We start from the raw sequence: 14,960 nt of genomic DNA, 5'->3' as shown, positions 1-14,960 counted from the left end.
CGGTTCTTATCCGGGGGATCCCCGCTCCTCGTAAAACCCTCAGCTTCGAGAAGAGAATGCCGATGACCGAGCAGGCCACCGGGGCCCACCATCCGCAGCCGCGGCCCCGTACGGGTGGACACCAGCCCACCGCAGTTGAGCACGTCACGGGTGCGCAGTCCCTCATCCGCTCTCTCGAAGAGGTGGGGTGCGACACCGTCTTCGGGATTCCGGGGGGCTGCATCCTCCCCGCGTACGACCCGATGATGGACAGCAAGAAGGTCCGTCACATCCTCGTCCGCCACGAGCAGGGGGCCGGCCACGCCGCCACCGGCTACGCGCAGGCCACCGGCAAGGTCGGCGTCTGCATGGCGACCTCCGGCCCCGGCGCCACCAACCTGGTCACCCCGATCGCCGACGCGCACATGGACTCGGTCCCGCTCGTCGCCATCACCGGCCAGGTCTCCTCCAAGGCGATCGGCACGGACGCCTTCCAGGAAGCGGACATCGTCGGCATCACGATGCCGATCACCAAGCACAACTTCCTGGTGACCAAGGCCGGGGACATCGCGAAGACCATCGCCGAGGCCTTCCACATCGCCGCCAGCGGCCGACCGGGCCCGGTCCTGGTCGACATCGCCAAGGACGCCCTCCAGGCCAAGACCACCTTCTCCTGGCCGCCCACGCAGGACCTGCCCGGCTACCGGCCGGTCACCAAGCCGCACGCCAAGCAGATCCGCGAGGCCGCCAAGCTCATCTGTCAGGCCAAGCGCCCGGTCCTGTACGTCGGCGGCGGCGTCATGAAGTCCGGCGCCACGGCCGAGCTGAAGGTCCTCGCCGAGCTGACCGGCGTCCCGGTCGCGACCACCCTGATGGCCCTGGGCTCCTTCCCCGACAGCCACCCCCTGCACGTCGGCATGCCCGGCATGCACGGCAGCGTCACCGGCGTCACCGCGCTGCAGAAGTCGGACCTGCTGATCGCGCTCGGCACCCGCTTCGACGACCGCGTCACCGGCAAGCTGGACAGCTTCGCCCCCTTCGCCAAGGTCATCCACGCGGACATCGACCCGGCCGAGATCGGCAAGAACCGCGAGGTCGACGTCCCGATCGTGGGCGACGCCCGCGAGGTCATCGCCGACCTGATCCAGGCGGTCCAGGCCGAGCACACCGACGGCAACGCGGGTGACTACAGCGCCTGGTGGAAGGACCTCAGCCGCTGGCGCGAGACCTACCCGCTCGGCTACGACCAGCCCGAGGACGGCTCGCTCTCCCCGCAGCACGTCATCGAGCGGATCGGCGAGCTCGCCCCGCAGGGCACGATCTTCACGGCGGGCGTCGGCCAGCACCAGATGTGGGCCTCGCACTTCGTGAAGTACGAGGAGCCCCGCACCTGGCTGAACTCCGGCGGCGCCGGAACGATGGGCTACGCGGTCCCGGCCGCGATGGGCGCCAAGGTCGGCATGCCGGACCGCGCGGTCTGGGCGATCGACGGTGACGGCTGCTTCCAGATGACCAATCAGGAACTGGCCACCTGCGCGCTGAACAACATCCCGATCAAGGTCGCCATCATCAACAACGGCGCCCTGGGCATGGTCCGCCAGTGGCAGACGCTGTTCTACAACCAGCGCTACTCCAACACGGTGCTCCACGGCGACGCGACCGGCGCCGACGTGGGCTCCCAGCTCGGCGAGTCCAGCGCCCCCCGTCAGGGCACCCGCGTCCCGGACTTCGTCAAGCTGTCCGAGGCCATGGGCTGCGTCGCGCTGCGCTGCGAGGACCCGGCCGACCTGGACAAGGTCATCGCCGAGGCCAACGCGATCAACGACCGTCCCGTCGTGGTCGACTTCATCGTCCACGAGGACGCCATGGTGTGGCCGATGGTCGCCGCCGGCACCTCCAACGACGAGGTCATGGCAGCCCGGGGCGTCCGCCCCGACTTCGGCGACAACGAAGACGACTGAGCCGAGAGAGCCGAAGAGAGAGAACGACCCACATGTCCAAGCACACGCTCTCCGTCCTGGTCGAGAACACGCCCGGCATCCTCGCCCGGATCGCCGCCCTGTTCTCCCGCCGCGGGTTCAACATCGACTCCCTCGCGGTCGGCGTCACCGAGCACCCCGACATCTCGCGCATCACCATCGTCGTGAACGTCGAGGACCTCCCGCTGGAGCAGGTGACCAAGCAGCTGAACAAGCTGGTCAACGTGCTCAAGATCGTCGAGCTGGAGGCGCACAACGCCATCGAGCGCGAACTCGTTCTGGTGAAGGTCCGCGCCGACAACGAGACCCGCTCGCAGATCGTCGAGATCGTCCAGCTGTTCCGCGCCAAGACCGTCGACGTCTCCCCGGACGCCGTCACCATCGAGGCCACGGGCGGTACCGACAAGCTCGGCGCGATGCTCAAGATGCTGGAGCCCTTCGGCATCAAGGAACTGGTCCAGTCCGGCACGATCGCCATAGGGCGTGGCGGCCGGTCCATCACGGACCGCAGCCTGCGCTCGCTCGACCGCAGCGCCTGACGGGCCGGACACGCTCCCGGCTCGCATCGCGAGACCAAGAACCTCAGATTCCGTTCCCCGCCGTACGGTGGGTGCAACATCAGCGCACCAAGGAGATATCCCAGTGGCCGAGCTGTTCTACGAGAACGACGCCGACCTGTCCATCATCCAGGGCCGCAAGGTCGCTGTCATCGGATACGGCAGCCAGGGCCACGCCCACGCGCTGTCGCTCCGTGACTCCGGCGTCGACGTCGTCGTCGGCCTCAAGGAGGGCTCGAAGTCCAAGGCCAAGGCCGAGGAGCAGGGCCTGAAGGTCGTCCCCGTGGCCGAGGCGGCCGCGTGGGCGAACGTCATCATGATCCTGACCCCGGACCCGCTCCAGGCCGAGATCTACGAGGAGTCCATCAAGGAGCACCTCGAAGAGGGCGACGCGCTCTTCTTCGGTCACGGCTTCAACGTGCGCTACGGCTTCATCAAGCCCCCGGCCAACGTCGACGTCGCCCTGGTCGCCCCGAAGGGCCCGGGCCACCTCGTCCGCCGCCAGTACGAGGAAGGCCGCGGCGTGCCCTGCATCGCCGCCGTCGAGCAGGACTTCACCGGTTCCGCCTTCGCCCTCGCGCTGTCGTACGCGGCCGGCATCGGCGGCACCCGCGCCGGCGTCATCAAGACCACCTTCACCGAGGAGACCGAGACCGACCTGTTCGGTGAGCAGGCCGTTCTCTGCGGTGGCGCCTCCGCGCTGGTCAAGGCCGGTTTCGAGACCCTGACCGAGGCCGGCTACCAGCCGGAGATCGCGTACTTCGAGTGCCTGCACGAGCTGAAGCTCATCGTGGACCTCATGTACGAGGGCGGCCTGGAGAAGATGCGCTGGTCGGTCTCCGAGACCGCCGAGTGGGGCGACTACATCACCGGCCCGCGCGTCATCACCGACGCCACCAAGGCCGAGATGAAGAAGGTCCTCGCGGAGATCCAGAGCGGCGAGTTCGCCAACACCTGGATGGCCGAGTACAAGGCGGGCCTGCCCAAGTACAACGAGTACAAGAAGGCCGACGAGGCCCACCTGCTGGAGACCACCGGCAAGAAGCTGCGCAAGCTGATGAGCTGGGTCGACAACGACGAGAGCTGATCCCCTGCGCGGCGGGGCCGGGACGCGCGTCCCGGCCCCGCCCCGCATCTCCGGCACGGCCGGAAAGCAACCCTCGTACTGCACGGATTGTCCACCCCGGCCAATCTCGGACGGGTGATCCTTCCGTACAGGCGGAATTCCGCTGTGGATCCGCTACTACACTGCTCAACACAACGCGTCAGGCCCACAGTGTCGTGCGTCTTCCACGCGGCTACCCCCTCCACGCCTGCGGCCGTCGGGACGGCCGTCCGCACTGGACTTGTGAGGACCCACGTGAGCTCGAAACCTGTCGTACTCATCGCCGAAGAGCTGTCGCCCGCCACGGTGGACGCGCTCGGTCCGGACTTCGAGATCAGGCACGTCAACGGCGCGGACCGCGCCGAGCTGCTGCCCGCGATCGTCGACGTCGACGCGATCCTGGTCCGTTCCGCCACCAAGGTGGACGCCGAGGCCATCGCGGCCGCCAAGAAGCTGAAGGTCGTCGCCCGCGCCGGTGTCGGCCTGGACAACGTCGACGTCTCCGCCGCCACCAAGGCCGGCGTGATGGTCGTCAACGCGCCGACCTCGAACATCGTCACCGCCGCCGAGCTGGCCTGCGGCCTGCTCGTGGCCACGGCCCGCCACATTCCGCAGGCCAACACCGCCCTGAAGAACGGCGAGTGGAAGCGGAACAAGTACACGGGCGTCGAGCTCAGCGAGAAGGTCCTCGGCGTCGTCGGTCTCGGCCGCATCGGCGTCCTGGTCGCCCAGCGCATGTCGGCCTTCGGCATGAAGATCGTCGCGTACGACCCCTACGTACAGCCCGCGCGCGCCGCCCAGATGGGCGTCAAGATGCTCGCGCTGGACGAGCTGCTGGAGGTCGCCGACTTCATCACCGTGCACCTGCCCAAGACCCCCGAGACCCTCGGTCTCATCGGGGACGAGGCGCTGCACAAGGTGAAGCCGTCCGTCCGCATCGTCAACGCCGCGCGCGGCGGGATCGTGGACGAGGCCGCCCTGTACGCGGCCATCAAGGAGGGTCGTGTCGCCGGCGCCGGCCTCGACGTGTACGCGAAGGAGCCCTGCACGGACTCCCCGCTGTTCGAGCTCGACCAGGTCGTCTGCACCCCGCACCTCGGCGCGTCCACGGACGAGGCCCAGGAGAAGGCCGGTGTCTCGGTCGCGAAGTCGGTGCGCCTCGCGCTCGCCGGTGAGCTCGTCCCGGACGCGGTCAACGTCCAGGGCGGGGTCATCGCCGAGGACGTCCGTCCGGGCCTGCCGCTCGCCGAGAAGCTCGGTCGCATCTTCACCGCCCTCGCGGGCGAGGTCGCGGTCCGCCTCGACGTCGAGGTCTGCGGCGAGATCACCCAGCACGACGTGAAGGTGCTGGAACTCTCCGCGCTCAAGGGCGTGTTCGAGGACGTCGTCGACGAGACGGTCTCCTACGTCAACGCCCCGCTGTTCGCGCAGGAGCGCGGTGTCGAGGTCCGCCTCACCACCAGCTCGGAGTCCCCGGACCACCGCAACGTGGTGACCGTGCGCGGCACCCTGTCGGACGGTCAGGAGGTGTCGGTCTCCGGCACCCTGGCGGGCCCGAAGCACCTGCAGAAGATCGTGGGCGTCGGCGAGTACGACGTGGACCTGGCCCTGGCCGACCACATGATCGTGCTGCGCTACACCGACCGTCCCGGCGTGGTCGGCAAGGTCGGGCAGCTGCTCGGCGAAGCCGGTCTGAACATCGCGGGCATGCAGGTCGCCCGCGCCGAGGAGGGCGGCGAGGCGCTCGTCGTGCTCACCGTCGACGCGGAGGTCCCGGTGGACGTCCTCGCGGCCATCTCGGCGGAGATCGGCGCGGCTTCGGCCCGTACGGTCAACCTCGTCTGAGCGGAACCAGCAGCGCGCGAAGGGCCCGGGGTGTTCACCTCGGGCCCTTTCGCGTACCCCCGTCCCGCGCGGCTCAGCGGGCCGGCACCGGGGGAGTCGCGGCCGGTTCGGCGTCGACGGGGGCGTTCTGCGCCGGGCCCCGCAGCAGGACCGGCGCCAGCAGCGCCGCGCCGAGCAGGAGGGCCGCGCCGCCCCAGGCCGCGTACTGCATGCCGTGCACGAACGCCTCGCGGGCCAGGGTCAGCAGGTGGTCGCCCGCCCCGCCCCCGAGTCGGCCGGCGGCGGCGACCGCGCCGCCCAGGGTCTCCCGTACGGCCGGGTCCGTACCGGCGAGGTCGGCGCGGTAGACCGCGGTGCCGAGGCTGCCCAGCAGGGCCATGCCGAGCGCGCCGCCGAACTCCTGGCCCGTCTCCAGCAGGGAGGCGGCCGAACCGGCCTTCTCGGCGGGGGCGGCGGCCAGCGCCATGTCCGAGACCAGGGACATCACGGTCACGATGCCGGCGGCCAGTACCCCGGCGGCGGTGAGCAGCAGCCACAGGGAGTCGCTGCCGGTGAGGGCCATCAGGACGAATCCGGCCGCGGCGAGGACGAAGCCGCCGGCGATGACGGGGGTACGGCCGATCCGGCGGGCCAGGGCGGCGCCGGCCGGGGCGGCGGCGCCGATGAACAGCGAGGGGGCGAGGCTCCACAGGGCCGCCGCCAGGGTGCCCATGCCGAGGACGGACTGCAGGTACTGCGTGGTGTAGTAGGCCGAGCCCATCATGGCGAAGGCCGCCACCGCGTTGAGGGCGATGCCCGCCCCGAAGCCGCGGCCCCGGAACAGGGCCCGGCCGATCATCGCGTCGGGCCGGGAGCGCTGACGGAGGACGAAGAGCCACCCGAAGGCCACGCCGATGGCCAGGCAGCCCAGGCGGAAGGGGGTGAAGCCCTCGGCGGCGATCTCCTTGAGGCCGTACACCACGGGCAGGACGGCGGCCGTCGACAAGGGGACGCTCAGCAGGTCGAAGCGACCGGGGGCCGGGTCCTTGAACTCCGGTACCAGCACCGGGACGAGGGCCAGCAGGAGCAGCATCGCGGGCACGTTGATCAGGAAGACCGAACCCCAGTGGAAGTGGTTCAGCATCACCCCGCTCAGCACCGAGCCCAGGGCGATGCCGCCGGTCATGGCGCCGGACCAGATGGCGATGGCCTTGCCGCGCTGGGCGTCGTCCTGGAAGAGGTTGCGCACGAGGGCCAGCGTGGACGGCATCAGGGTCGCGCCGCCGATGCCCAGCAGCACGCGGGCCGCGATGAGCATGTCGGCGCTGGTGGCGTACGCGGCGGCGACGGAGGCCAGCCCGAAGGCGGCCGCGCCGATCAGCAGCAGCTTGCGGCGGCCGATCCGGTCGCCCAACGAGCCCATCGTGATGAGCAGTCCGGCGAGGGCGAAGGCGTAGCTGTCGAAGATCCAGAGCTGTTGGGATGCGCTCGGGTCGAGCTCGCGGGTGATGGCCGGGACGGCGAAGTAGAGGACGGACACGTCCATCGCGACCAGCAGCAGGGGCAGCAGGAGGACGGTGAAGGCGGTCCATTCGCGGCGGCCGGCGAGGCGCGCCGTGGCGGCGGGATTGGTCATGAACAGGAATGTACAGACGTCATAAACGTCTGTCTATGACGAATGTATGGAACGATCGTCTGGAACTTCTGTCTGAGACGCCTGTCTTGCTACCGTGGCGGCATGGGACATCGTGAAGATCTGCTCGAAGGCGCCAAGAAGTGCCTGGCCGAGAAGGGATTCGTGCGCACCACGGCGCGCGACATCGTCAGCGCGTCCGGAACCAACCTGGCGTCGATCGGCTACCACTACGGCTCCAAGGACGCCCTGCTCACGCAGGCGTTCATCGCCCTGATGGAGGAGTGGGGCGAGGGCTTCCAGACCGGACTCGGCGCCGACGCCGCCTTCCCGGACCGGTTCCGGGCACTGTTCGAAGGGGTGCTGGACCGGCACGAGGAGACGGCGCCGATCTGGGCCGCCAGCCTCGAAGTGGCCCTGAACCGGGACCGGATGACGGAGCTGCGGACGCTGCTCGCCGCCTCTCAGGACGAGGGCCGCAAGGGCCTGATCGCGATGATGACGGGCGTCCGGGAGGAGGACATCACCGAGGGCGAGGTCCGCACGGTCGGGGCCGTCTACCAGGCGCTGCTCAACGGCCTGATGGTCCAGTGGCTGTTCGACCCCGCGAGCGCCGCCACCCCGGAGGAGTTCACGGAAGGCATGCGGCAGGTGGCGCGGGGGTTCAACACGGGGGAGTAGGGGTGGCGGAGGGCGCGGCCCGTCTCACCGGTGGAGGCGGGAGGCCTTGAGGGCCATGTGGAGCAGGAGGCGGTCCTCGCCCTCGTCGAGGTCGAGGCCGGTCAGCTGCTCGACCTTGCCGAGGCGGTAGTACAGCGTCTGCCGGTGCACCCCGAGGACCGCCGCCGCGCGGCCCGCCTGCCCGGCGCAGTCGAGGAACACCTCCGCCGTACGGGCCAGTTCGCGGTGGGCGGGGCTCAGCAGGGTCCGGACCGCCGGGTCGTCCGCCGGGCCGGCGGGGAGCGCCGCCAGCATCCGGTACGGGCCGATCCGTGACCACTGGGCCACCGGGCCGAACCGGGGCTGCGCGGTCGCGGCCCGCGCCGCGGCGCAGGCCTGCGCCCAGGCGGCCGGCAGCTCCCCGAGGGCCCGGACGGGATCGGACACCCCCGCGTTCATGCCCGGGGCCCGCGCCGACGTCGCCGACCCGGCGGGCGGCCTCCCCCCGGCCGACGGCGCGGCCCGCGGGCCGCCGGTTCCCGCCCCGGCCGCGCCACCCGGCGACTCCGCCGCGCGCGGCAGGAGCCGTCCGAGGGCGGTCAGGGCCGGGGCCAAGGCGTCCGTACCGCGCATCCGGACCAGCGCCGCGAGCCGTCCACCCGCTTCGCCCTCCTGGGCCGGGACCACGCACACCGCCGCCGCACCCGGGACCGACTGGGGGATCTCCCCGGCCCACGGCGCCACGCACACCACCGTGTGCGGGCCCTCCCCGGCCGCCCCGAGGGCCAGCCGCAGCGCGGCGACCGCCATGTCCTGTTGCCAGCCGCGCCCGGCGGTGAGCACGGCGAGGAACTCCCGCGACAGGTCGGCGCCGGCCTTGGCCTCCTGCGCGAGCAGCACCCCGATCCGCTGGGCCACCTCCATGGCGGCGGCCAGCGCCTGCGGGCCGGGCCCGGCGGCCTCGGCGTCCGGGCCCTCCTGGTCGAGGAGCCACACGTACCCCTGCACGATGCCGCGGTAGCGCACCGGCAGGCAGATCCGTCCCCGGAAGACGCCCGCGTCCGGCGCCGCGGGGATGCGGACGGGGCCCGTCGCGCGGGCGATGCCGAAGCCCTCGAACCAGGACCGGACGGCGGAGGTCGACTGCCGGGTCAGGATCGAGCGGGTCCGTACGGGATCCAGGACGAGTTCCTCGCCGTCGCTGTCGCTGTCGTGCGCGCCGAAGGCGATCAGGCGGAAGTCCCGGTTCTCCAGCGTCGCGGGGGCGCCGAGGAGCGCGGAGATCTCGTCCACCAGGTCCTGGTACTCGTCCTTCACCCGGACATTCTCCCACTCCCCGACCGGCCCTTCAGACAGATGTATGAGATCCGGGCCACGGATGCGTGACAGCTGTCGATGGCCGAGGATCGTGGGGATCCTTAGGTTTCACGGTGGTTTCACTTGCGTTTTCCTTACGGCCGCGGCCCATCCGGCGACGGACCGTATGTCTGCTTCTGCCACCCGTTGGAGGTGCCCCGTGCTGGGTCCCGCGATCCTCGCCGCTTCGCGCAGCGACAAGATGCGCCGAATCGTCTCTGCCGCCCCGGTGACCAAGCCCGTGGTGAACCGGTTCATCCCCGGTGAGACGGTCGACCAGGTCATCCCGATCGTCGAGGAGCTCACGCGCAAGGGCCTGGAGGTCACGCTCGACGTCGTCGGTGAGGACATCACCGCCGTGGAGCAGTCCCACGCCGCCCGTGACGCCTACCTCCTGCTGATCGAGCGGCTGGCCGAGCTGGGCCTCGGCGAGACGGTCGAGATGTCGGTCAAGCTGTCGATGTTCGGCCAGGCGCTGGAGGGCGGTCACGAGCTGGCCCTCGCCAACGTCCGCCCGGTCGTCGAGGCCGCCGCCGCCATCGGCACCACCGTCACCCTCGACGCCGAGGACCACACCACCCTCGACTCGATGTTCGCCATCCACGAGGAGCTGCGCCGGGACTTCCCGCAGACCGGCTGCGTGATCCAGGCCTACCTGTTCCGCACCGAGGCCGACGCCCACCGGCTGGCCGCCGCCGGCAGCCGCGTGCGGATCGTGAAGGGCGCCTACAAGGAGCCCGCAGAGGTCGCTTACCTCGACAAGGCCGAGATCGACAGGGCCTACGTCCGGATCATGAAGATCCTGATGGAGGGCGAGGGCTACCCGATGATCGGCTCCCACGACCCGCGCCTGATCGCCATCGCCCAGGAGCTGGCCCGGCAGGCGGGGCGCAAGCTGGACGAGTACGAGTTCCAGATGCTGTACGGCATCCGCGGCGAGGAGCACCTGCGGCTCGCCGCCGAGGGCCACCGCATGCGCGTCTACACGGCGTACGGCACCGACTGGTACGGATACTTCATGCGCCGCCTCGCGGAGAAGCCGGCCAACCTGCTGTTCTTCCTCCGCTCGATGATCACCAAGAACTAGGCACCCCACTAGCTCAAGGCCCGTCCCCCTAGCTCAAGGAGTTCCCGCCCCATGGATGCTGTGACCCAGGTCCCCGCGCCCGTCAACGAGCCGGTTCACTCGTACGCCCCCGGCAGCCCGGAGCGCGCGCGTCTCGAAATCCAGCTCAAGCAGCTGTCCGAGAACCCGATCGACCTCCCGATGACCATCGGTGGCGTCAAGCGGATGGGCGGCGGCGAGCGCTTCGACGTGGTCCAGCCGCACGACCACAAGTCCGTCATCGGCACCTACGCCAACGCCACCGAGGCCGACGCGCAGGAGGCCGTCGACGCGGCCCTCGCCGCCGCCCCCGCCTGGCGCGCGATGGACTTCGACGACCGTGCCGCGATCATCCTGCGCGCCGCCGAGCTGCTGGCCGGCCCGTGGCGCGAGAAGCTGGCCGCGTCCACCATGCTGGGCCAGTCCAAGACCGCCCAGCAGGCGGAGATCGACACTCCCTGCGAGCTCGTCGACTTCTGGCGCTTCAACGTCCACTTCGCCCGGCAGATCCTCGCCGAGCAGCCCGCCGCGAACTCCGCGGGCGTGTGGAACCGCAGCGACCACCGCCCGCTGGAGGGCTTCGTCTACGCGATCACGCCGTTCAACTTCACGGCCATCGCCGGCAACCTGCCGACCGCCCCGGCCCTGATGGGCAACGTGGTCGTCTGGAAGCCGTCCCCGACGCAGACGCACTCCGCGGTCCTGCTGATGGAGGTCCTGGAGGCGGCCGGTCTGCCCAAGGGCGTCATCAACCTGGTGACCGGCGACGGCATCGCCGTCTCCGAGGTGGCGCTGAACCACCCCGAGCTGGCCGGCATCCACTTCACCGGCTCGACCAAGACCTTCCAGTACCTGTGGAAGACGGTCGGCAACAACATCGAGAAGTACAAGTCCTACCCGCGTCTGGTCGGCGAGACCGGCGGCAAGGACTTCGTCGTCGCGCACCCCTCCGCCGACCACGACATCCTGAAGACCGCCCTGACCCGCGGCTCCTTCGAGTTCCAGGGTCAGAAGTGCTCGGCCTCCTCGCGCGCCTACGTGCCGGCCTCCATCTGGAACGCCGGCTTCAAGGAGCGCTTCGCGGCCGAGGTCGACGGCATCACCATGGGCGACGTCCGCGACCTGGACAACTTCATCGGCGCGGTCATCGACGAGCGCTCCTTCGCGAAGAACAAGGCCGCGATCGACCGCGCGAAGGCCGACCCGACCTGCACCATCGTCGCCGGCGGCAGCTACGACGACTCGGAGGGCTACTTCGTCCGCCCGACCGTCATCGAGTGCACCGACCCGGAGAACGAGGTCTTCACGACCGAGTACTTCGGCCCGATCCTCGCCGTCCTGGTCTACGAGGACGAGAAGTACGACGAGATGCTGGCCCAGATGGAGTCCGTCTCGGCGTACGCCCTGACCGGCGCCGTCATCGCGCAGGACCGCTACGCGGCCGCCGACACGATGGAGAAGCTCCGCTTCGCGGCGGGCAACTTCTACATCAACGACAAGTCGACCGGCGCCGTCGTCGGCCAGCAGCCCTTCGGCGGCGGCCGTGCCTCGGGTACGAACGACAAGGCGGGCGCGGCCTCGAACCTGCTGCGCTGGACCTCGACGCGCTCCATCAAGGAGACCCTGGTCCCGCCGACCGAGTACGGCTACCCGCACATGGGCTGATCACCGCCCACCGCTGAACCCCGCCCCCGCTCCGGTACCCCCAAGTCCGGAGCGGGGGCGGTTCCAGTTGCCCGACCGGTACCGGTCCTGGTACCGGTACCGGTCAGACCTCGACCATCACCTGGTCCAGGGACTTGCGGACCAGGTCCGGGACCTCGCAGTCGTCGGCGGGGTAGCCCACCGGGATGACCGCGAACGCCTTCTCGTTCGCGGGGCGGTTCAGGACGTGCCCGAGGAAGCGCATCGGACTCGGGGTGTGGATCAGCGCGGAGAGCCCGCTCAGGTGCAGGGCGGACAGCAGCATGCCGACGGCGATGCCGACCGACTCGTCCACGTAGTAGTGCTTGCGCTTCGCACCGTCCGGGCCGAGCCAGTAGCGCTGTTGGAACACCACGATCAGCGCGGGCGCGTCGGTCAGGTGGGTCTTCACGGCGTCCGTGCCGATCGGGCGCAGCGCGGCGAGCCACTCGTCGCCCAACCGGCCGTCGTAGGAGATCTGCTCCTCCTGCTCGGCGGCGGCGCGGATCTGGAGGCGGATGTCCGGATCCTTGACGAGGACGAACGTCCACGGCTGCTGGTGGGCTCCGGAAGGGGCGGTGGCGGCGCAGGCGACGGCGTCGCGGACGACCTGCTCGGGGACCGGATCGCCGGCGAACTGGCGCACGGTCCGCCGTTCGTCCATCCGCTCCCTCAGTTCCGCGGCCCGCGCGAGGGATTCCCGGCTCGGCATGCGCGCCGGCCGGTAGGCGACGGGCCGGTAGGGCCGGCCGTGGGTGGGCGTCCACTGCTGCGTTTCTGGCGACATGGGCAGATCTTCGGTCCGCGCCACCGCCCGAGGCCAGCGCCGCGTCATGGCTCCCTGTCCGTTGTGTACTGACAGGGGGCCTATGACCGTGGCGATCGTCGGTCGATTCGTGGACCGGGAGGGCTGCCACTACGCCCGCGACCTGGGCGGGGTCGCAGGCCTGCGGCCGGGCCGCCTCGTGCGGCCCGACAGCCTCGACGGGCTGACCTCCCGGGGCTGGACCGCGCTCGCCGCGCACGGGGTGCGGACCGTCATCGACCTGCGGAACGACGACGAGCGGGGAGTGGACCAATCCCCGCGACCGGCCGGTACGACCACCTGCGAGTCCCCCTCGACGGCATCGAACACCGGGACTTCCGGGACGCGTGGTGGGGCACTCCGGGATGCGGAACCCCCGCGCATTTCCGGCCTTTCCCGGTCGCCTCGTCGGGGAGGGGGTCGGGGTGGCGCTGGTAGCGTCCACCGGCGGGGCCCGCCGCGCGCCCGGAGCCGCCGGCCGACCGCCGGAGGACGAGCAGTGACCGTGACCCTGACGCTGACCCACACCGCCGGGCTCGGGTCCGCGGCGTTGGGGGAGGTCCGCGCCCTGCTGGACGCGGCCTTCGAGGGGGACTTCGCCGACGAGGACTTCGAGCACGCCCTCGGCGGGATGCACGTACTGCTGCGCGAGGGCGGCCCCGGCGGCGCCCTCGTCGCGCACGGCAGCGTCGTACAGCGGCGGGTCCTGCACGGCGGCCGGGCCCTGCGCACCGGCTACGTGGAGGCGGTGGCCGTCCGCGCCGACCGGCGCCGGCGCGGACTCGCCGGGCAGGTCATGGCCGAGCTGGAACGGGTGATCGGCGGGGCGTACGTACTGGGCGCGCTCTCCGCGTCCGAGGCCGGCGCGGCCCTGTACGAGAGCCGCGGCTGGCGCCCGCACCCCGGCCCGATCGGGGTCCTCGGACCGACCGGCCCCGAGCGGCTGGCCGAGGAGGAGGGCTCGACCTATGTGTGGACGCCGCCGGGCGCGACCCCGCCGGACCCGGCCGGGCGGCTCGACTTCGACTGGCGCGACGGGGACGTCCTGTAGCGCGGCGCACGCCCTTGAGCCGGCCGAAGTAGTGGTCCAAGCCGCGGTTCTCCTGCATCCCGATCACCACGTGCTTCACGTCGGTGATCGTGCCCGTCGCGGCGGCCGCCGCCGCGGACGCCGGTCCAAGGTCCAAGGTCCAAGGTCCAAGGTCCAAGGTCCACAAGCGTGCGGTAAGAACTCGGTGAACGTCCGGAGGGGTGCGGTCAGCCGGTGACGCGCACCAGCATCTCGCCCGTGTTCTGCCCGTGGAGCATTCCGAGGAAGGCCTCCACAGTGCGGTCAAAACCCTCAAAAACGGTGGTGTCCGTGCCCACGCGACCACTGCGTAGGTGGGGGACCAGGAAATCCTCCAGCTCCTCCTGGAGATTGGTGTGGTGACGTACCAATACCCCTTCCATCCGCAGGGACTTGTGCACGACCTCGAAGAGGTTGTGGGGTGCGGCGGGCGCCCGGTCGCCGTTGTACGTCGAGATCGCACCGACCCAGGCGATGCGCCCGAACTCGCGCAGCGAGGCGATCGCACCCTCCAGGTGTTCCCCGCCGACGTTGTCCACGTAGACGTCGATCCCGTCCGGCGCCGCCTTCGCCAGCTGCTCGGCGACGGGGCCGTCGTGGTGGTCGAAGGCCGCGTCGAAGCCGAGTCGATCCGTCAGGTGACGCACCTTCGCCGCCGAGCCCGCGCTGCCGATGACGCTGCGGGCGCCGAGCAGGCGGGCGATGTGCCCGGTGGCCGTGCCGACCCCGCCGGCGGCGGCGGACACGTAGAGGTCCTCGCCCGGGCGCAGGGCCGCCGTCCGGGTGAGGGCGGCGTACGCGGTCAGACCGGTGCCGCCCAGGATGGACAGGTACGCCTCCAGCGGGACGCCCGCGTGCCCCGGCAGCCTGCGGGCCCCGTCGACGCCGCGGGCGACCAGGGCGTGGGTGCGCCAGCCCGCGCGGTGGAAGACCAGGTCGCCCTCGGCGAGCCCCGGATCGCGGGAGGCGAGGACCCGGCCCACGGAGCGCCCCTCCAACGGGACGCCCAGCGCGAAGCCGCCCTCGCCGCCGTCCATCAGCCCCCGGTGGTAGGGGTCCACGGACAGGAGCAGGTTCTCCACCAGGGCCGTCCCGGGGGCCGGTTCGGGGACCGGGTACGCGGCGTACGCGAAGTCGGTCGCGGCGGGGAAGCCGGTGGGGCGGGCGGTCTGGTGGACGGCGAGAGCGGTCTTCGTGGTCATGGC

At 71.0% G+C, this 14,960-nt stretch carries 12 protein-coding genes and 2 pseudogenes; 9 read left to right on the top strand and 5 right to left on the bottom strand.

Annotated features, from left to right (window positions below):
- Positions 1-56: 56 nt before the first annotated feature.
- From ACZ4XJ_RS19845 to serA, 4 genes are all read left to right on the top strand, one after another.
- On the top strand, positions 57-1,940 hold the full coding sequence (locus ACZ4XJ_RS19845) for an acetolactate synthase large subunit (RefSeq protein WP_362880313.1): 1,884 nt from the start codon (positions 57-59) through the stop codon (positions 1,938-1,940).
- A 32-nt stretch (positions 1,941-1,972) separates the two neighbouring features.
- Positions 1,973-2,497 carry an acetolactate synthase small subunit gene (gene ilvN / locus ACZ4XJ_RS19840; protein ID WP_362880315.1) on the top strand — a complete coding sequence of 175 codons (525 nt, stop codon included), beginning with the start codon at positions 1,973-1,975 and terminating at the stop codon, positions 2,495-2,497.
- Between the two features lie 103 nt (positions 2,498-2,600).
- Positions 2,601-3,602: a ketol-acid reductoisomerase gene (gene ilvC, locus ACZ4XJ_RS19835; RefSeq protein ID WP_281206934.1), complete on the top strand. Its 1,002-nt coding sequence runs from the start codon at positions 2,601-2,603 to the stop codon at positions 3,600-3,602.
- A 273-nt stretch (positions 3,603-3,875) separates the two neighbouring features.
- Entirely contained in the window at positions 3,876-5,465 is a 1,590-nt protein-coding gene (serA, locus tag ACZ4XJ_RS19830) for a phosphoglycerate dehydrogenase (RefSeq protein WP_362883946.1), read from the top strand.
- 73 nt (positions 5,466-5,538) lie between these two features.
- Here the strand turns inward: serA and ACZ4XJ_RS19825 are convergent, their stop codons facing one another.
- Positions 5,539-7,080 (bottom strand): MFS transporter, encoded by a 1,542-nt coding sequence (locus tag ACZ4XJ_RS19825; RefSeq protein WP_468496889.1) that lies wholly within the window; start codon positions 7,078-7,080, stop codon positions 5,539-5,541.
- A 102-nt stretch (positions 7,081-7,182) separates the two neighbouring features.
- On the opposite strand from ACZ4XJ_RS19825, the gene ACZ4XJ_RS19820 reads away from it, so the two are divergent.
- The gene (locus ACZ4XJ_RS19820) at positions 7,183-7,758 is read left to right on the top strand and encodes a TetR/AcrR family transcriptional regulator (RefSeq protein WP_362883950.1); all 576 of its coding nucleotides are present in this window, start codon (positions 7,183-7,185) and stop codon (positions 7,756-7,758) included.
- A 24-nt stretch (positions 7,759-7,782) separates the two neighbouring features.
- Here the strand turns inward: ACZ4XJ_RS19820 and ACZ4XJ_RS19815 are convergent, their stop codons facing one another.
- On the bottom strand, positions 7,783-9,054 hold the full coding sequence (locus tag ACZ4XJ_RS19815; RefSeq protein ID WP_468496888.1) for a PucR family transcriptional regulator: 1,272 nt from the start codon (positions 9,052-9,054) through the stop codon (positions 7,783-7,785).
- A gap of 199 nt (positions 9,055-9,253) precedes the next feature.
- Between ACZ4XJ_RS19815 and ACZ4XJ_RS19810 the strand changes: the two genes are divergently transcribed.
- Together ACZ4XJ_RS19810 and pruA are read left to right on the top strand one after the other, a co-directional pair.
- Positions 9,254-10,180: a proline dehydrogenase family protein gene (locus ACZ4XJ_RS19810; RefSeq protein ID WP_362883954.1), complete on the top strand. Its 927-nt coding sequence runs from the start codon at positions 9,254-9,256 to the stop codon at positions 10,178-10,180.
- Positions 10,181-10,231: 51 nt separating this feature from the next.
- A complete protein-coding gene (pruA, locus tag ACZ4XJ_RS19805; RefSeq protein ID WP_468496887.1) occupies positions 10,232-11,863 on the top strand; it encodes an L-glutamate gamma-semialdehyde dehydrogenase in 1,632 nt (543 codons plus the stop codon).
- A 103-nt stretch (positions 11,864-11,966) separates the two neighbouring features.
- Here pruA and ACZ4XJ_RS19800 read toward each other — a convergent pair whose 3' ends face one another.
- Positions 11,967-12,668 (bottom strand): nitroreductase family protein, encoded by a 702-nt coding sequence (locus ACZ4XJ_RS19800; RefSeq protein ID WP_468496886.1) that lies wholly within the window; start codon positions 12,666-12,668, stop codon positions 11,967-11,969.
- Between ACZ4XJ_RS19800 and ACZ4XJ_RS19795 the strand changes: the two are divergent.
- Positions 12,667-12,942, top strand: a pseudogene (locus ACZ4XJ_RS19795) (tyrosine-protein phosphatase); the annotation flags it as partial. The gene ACZ4XJ_RS19800 and the pseudogene ACZ4XJ_RS19795 sit on opposite strands and share 2 nt — an antisense overlap.
- 249 nt (positions 12,943-13,191) lie before the next feature.
- Complete coding sequence (locus tag ACZ4XJ_RS19790) at positions 13,192-13,737, top strand: GNAT family N-acetyltransferase (RefSeq protein ID WP_362883988.1); 546 nt, start codon at positions 13,192-13,194, stop codon at positions 13,735-13,737.
- Positions 13,738-13,741: 4 nt separating this feature from the next.
- Here ACZ4XJ_RS19790 and ACZ4XJ_RS19785 read toward each other — a convergent pair.
- Together ACZ4XJ_RS19785 and ACZ4XJ_RS19780 are read right to left on the bottom strand one after the other, a co-directional pair.
- Positions 13,742-13,903 (bottom strand): annotated as a pseudogene (locus tag ACZ4XJ_RS19785) (alkaline phosphatase family protein); the annotation flags it as partial.
- 40 nt (positions 13,904-13,943) lie between these two features.
- Complete coding sequence (locus ACZ4XJ_RS19780) at positions 13,944-14,957, bottom strand: NADP-dependent oxidoreductase (protein ID WP_468496885.1); 1,014 nt, start codon at positions 14,955-14,957, stop codon at positions 13,944-13,946.
- Positions 14,958-14,960: the final 3 nt, after the last annotated feature.

Source organism: Streptomyces sp. NPDC029836, assembly GCF_055574495.1.
This window is presented reverse-complemented; position numbering and strand designations above follow the sequence as displayed.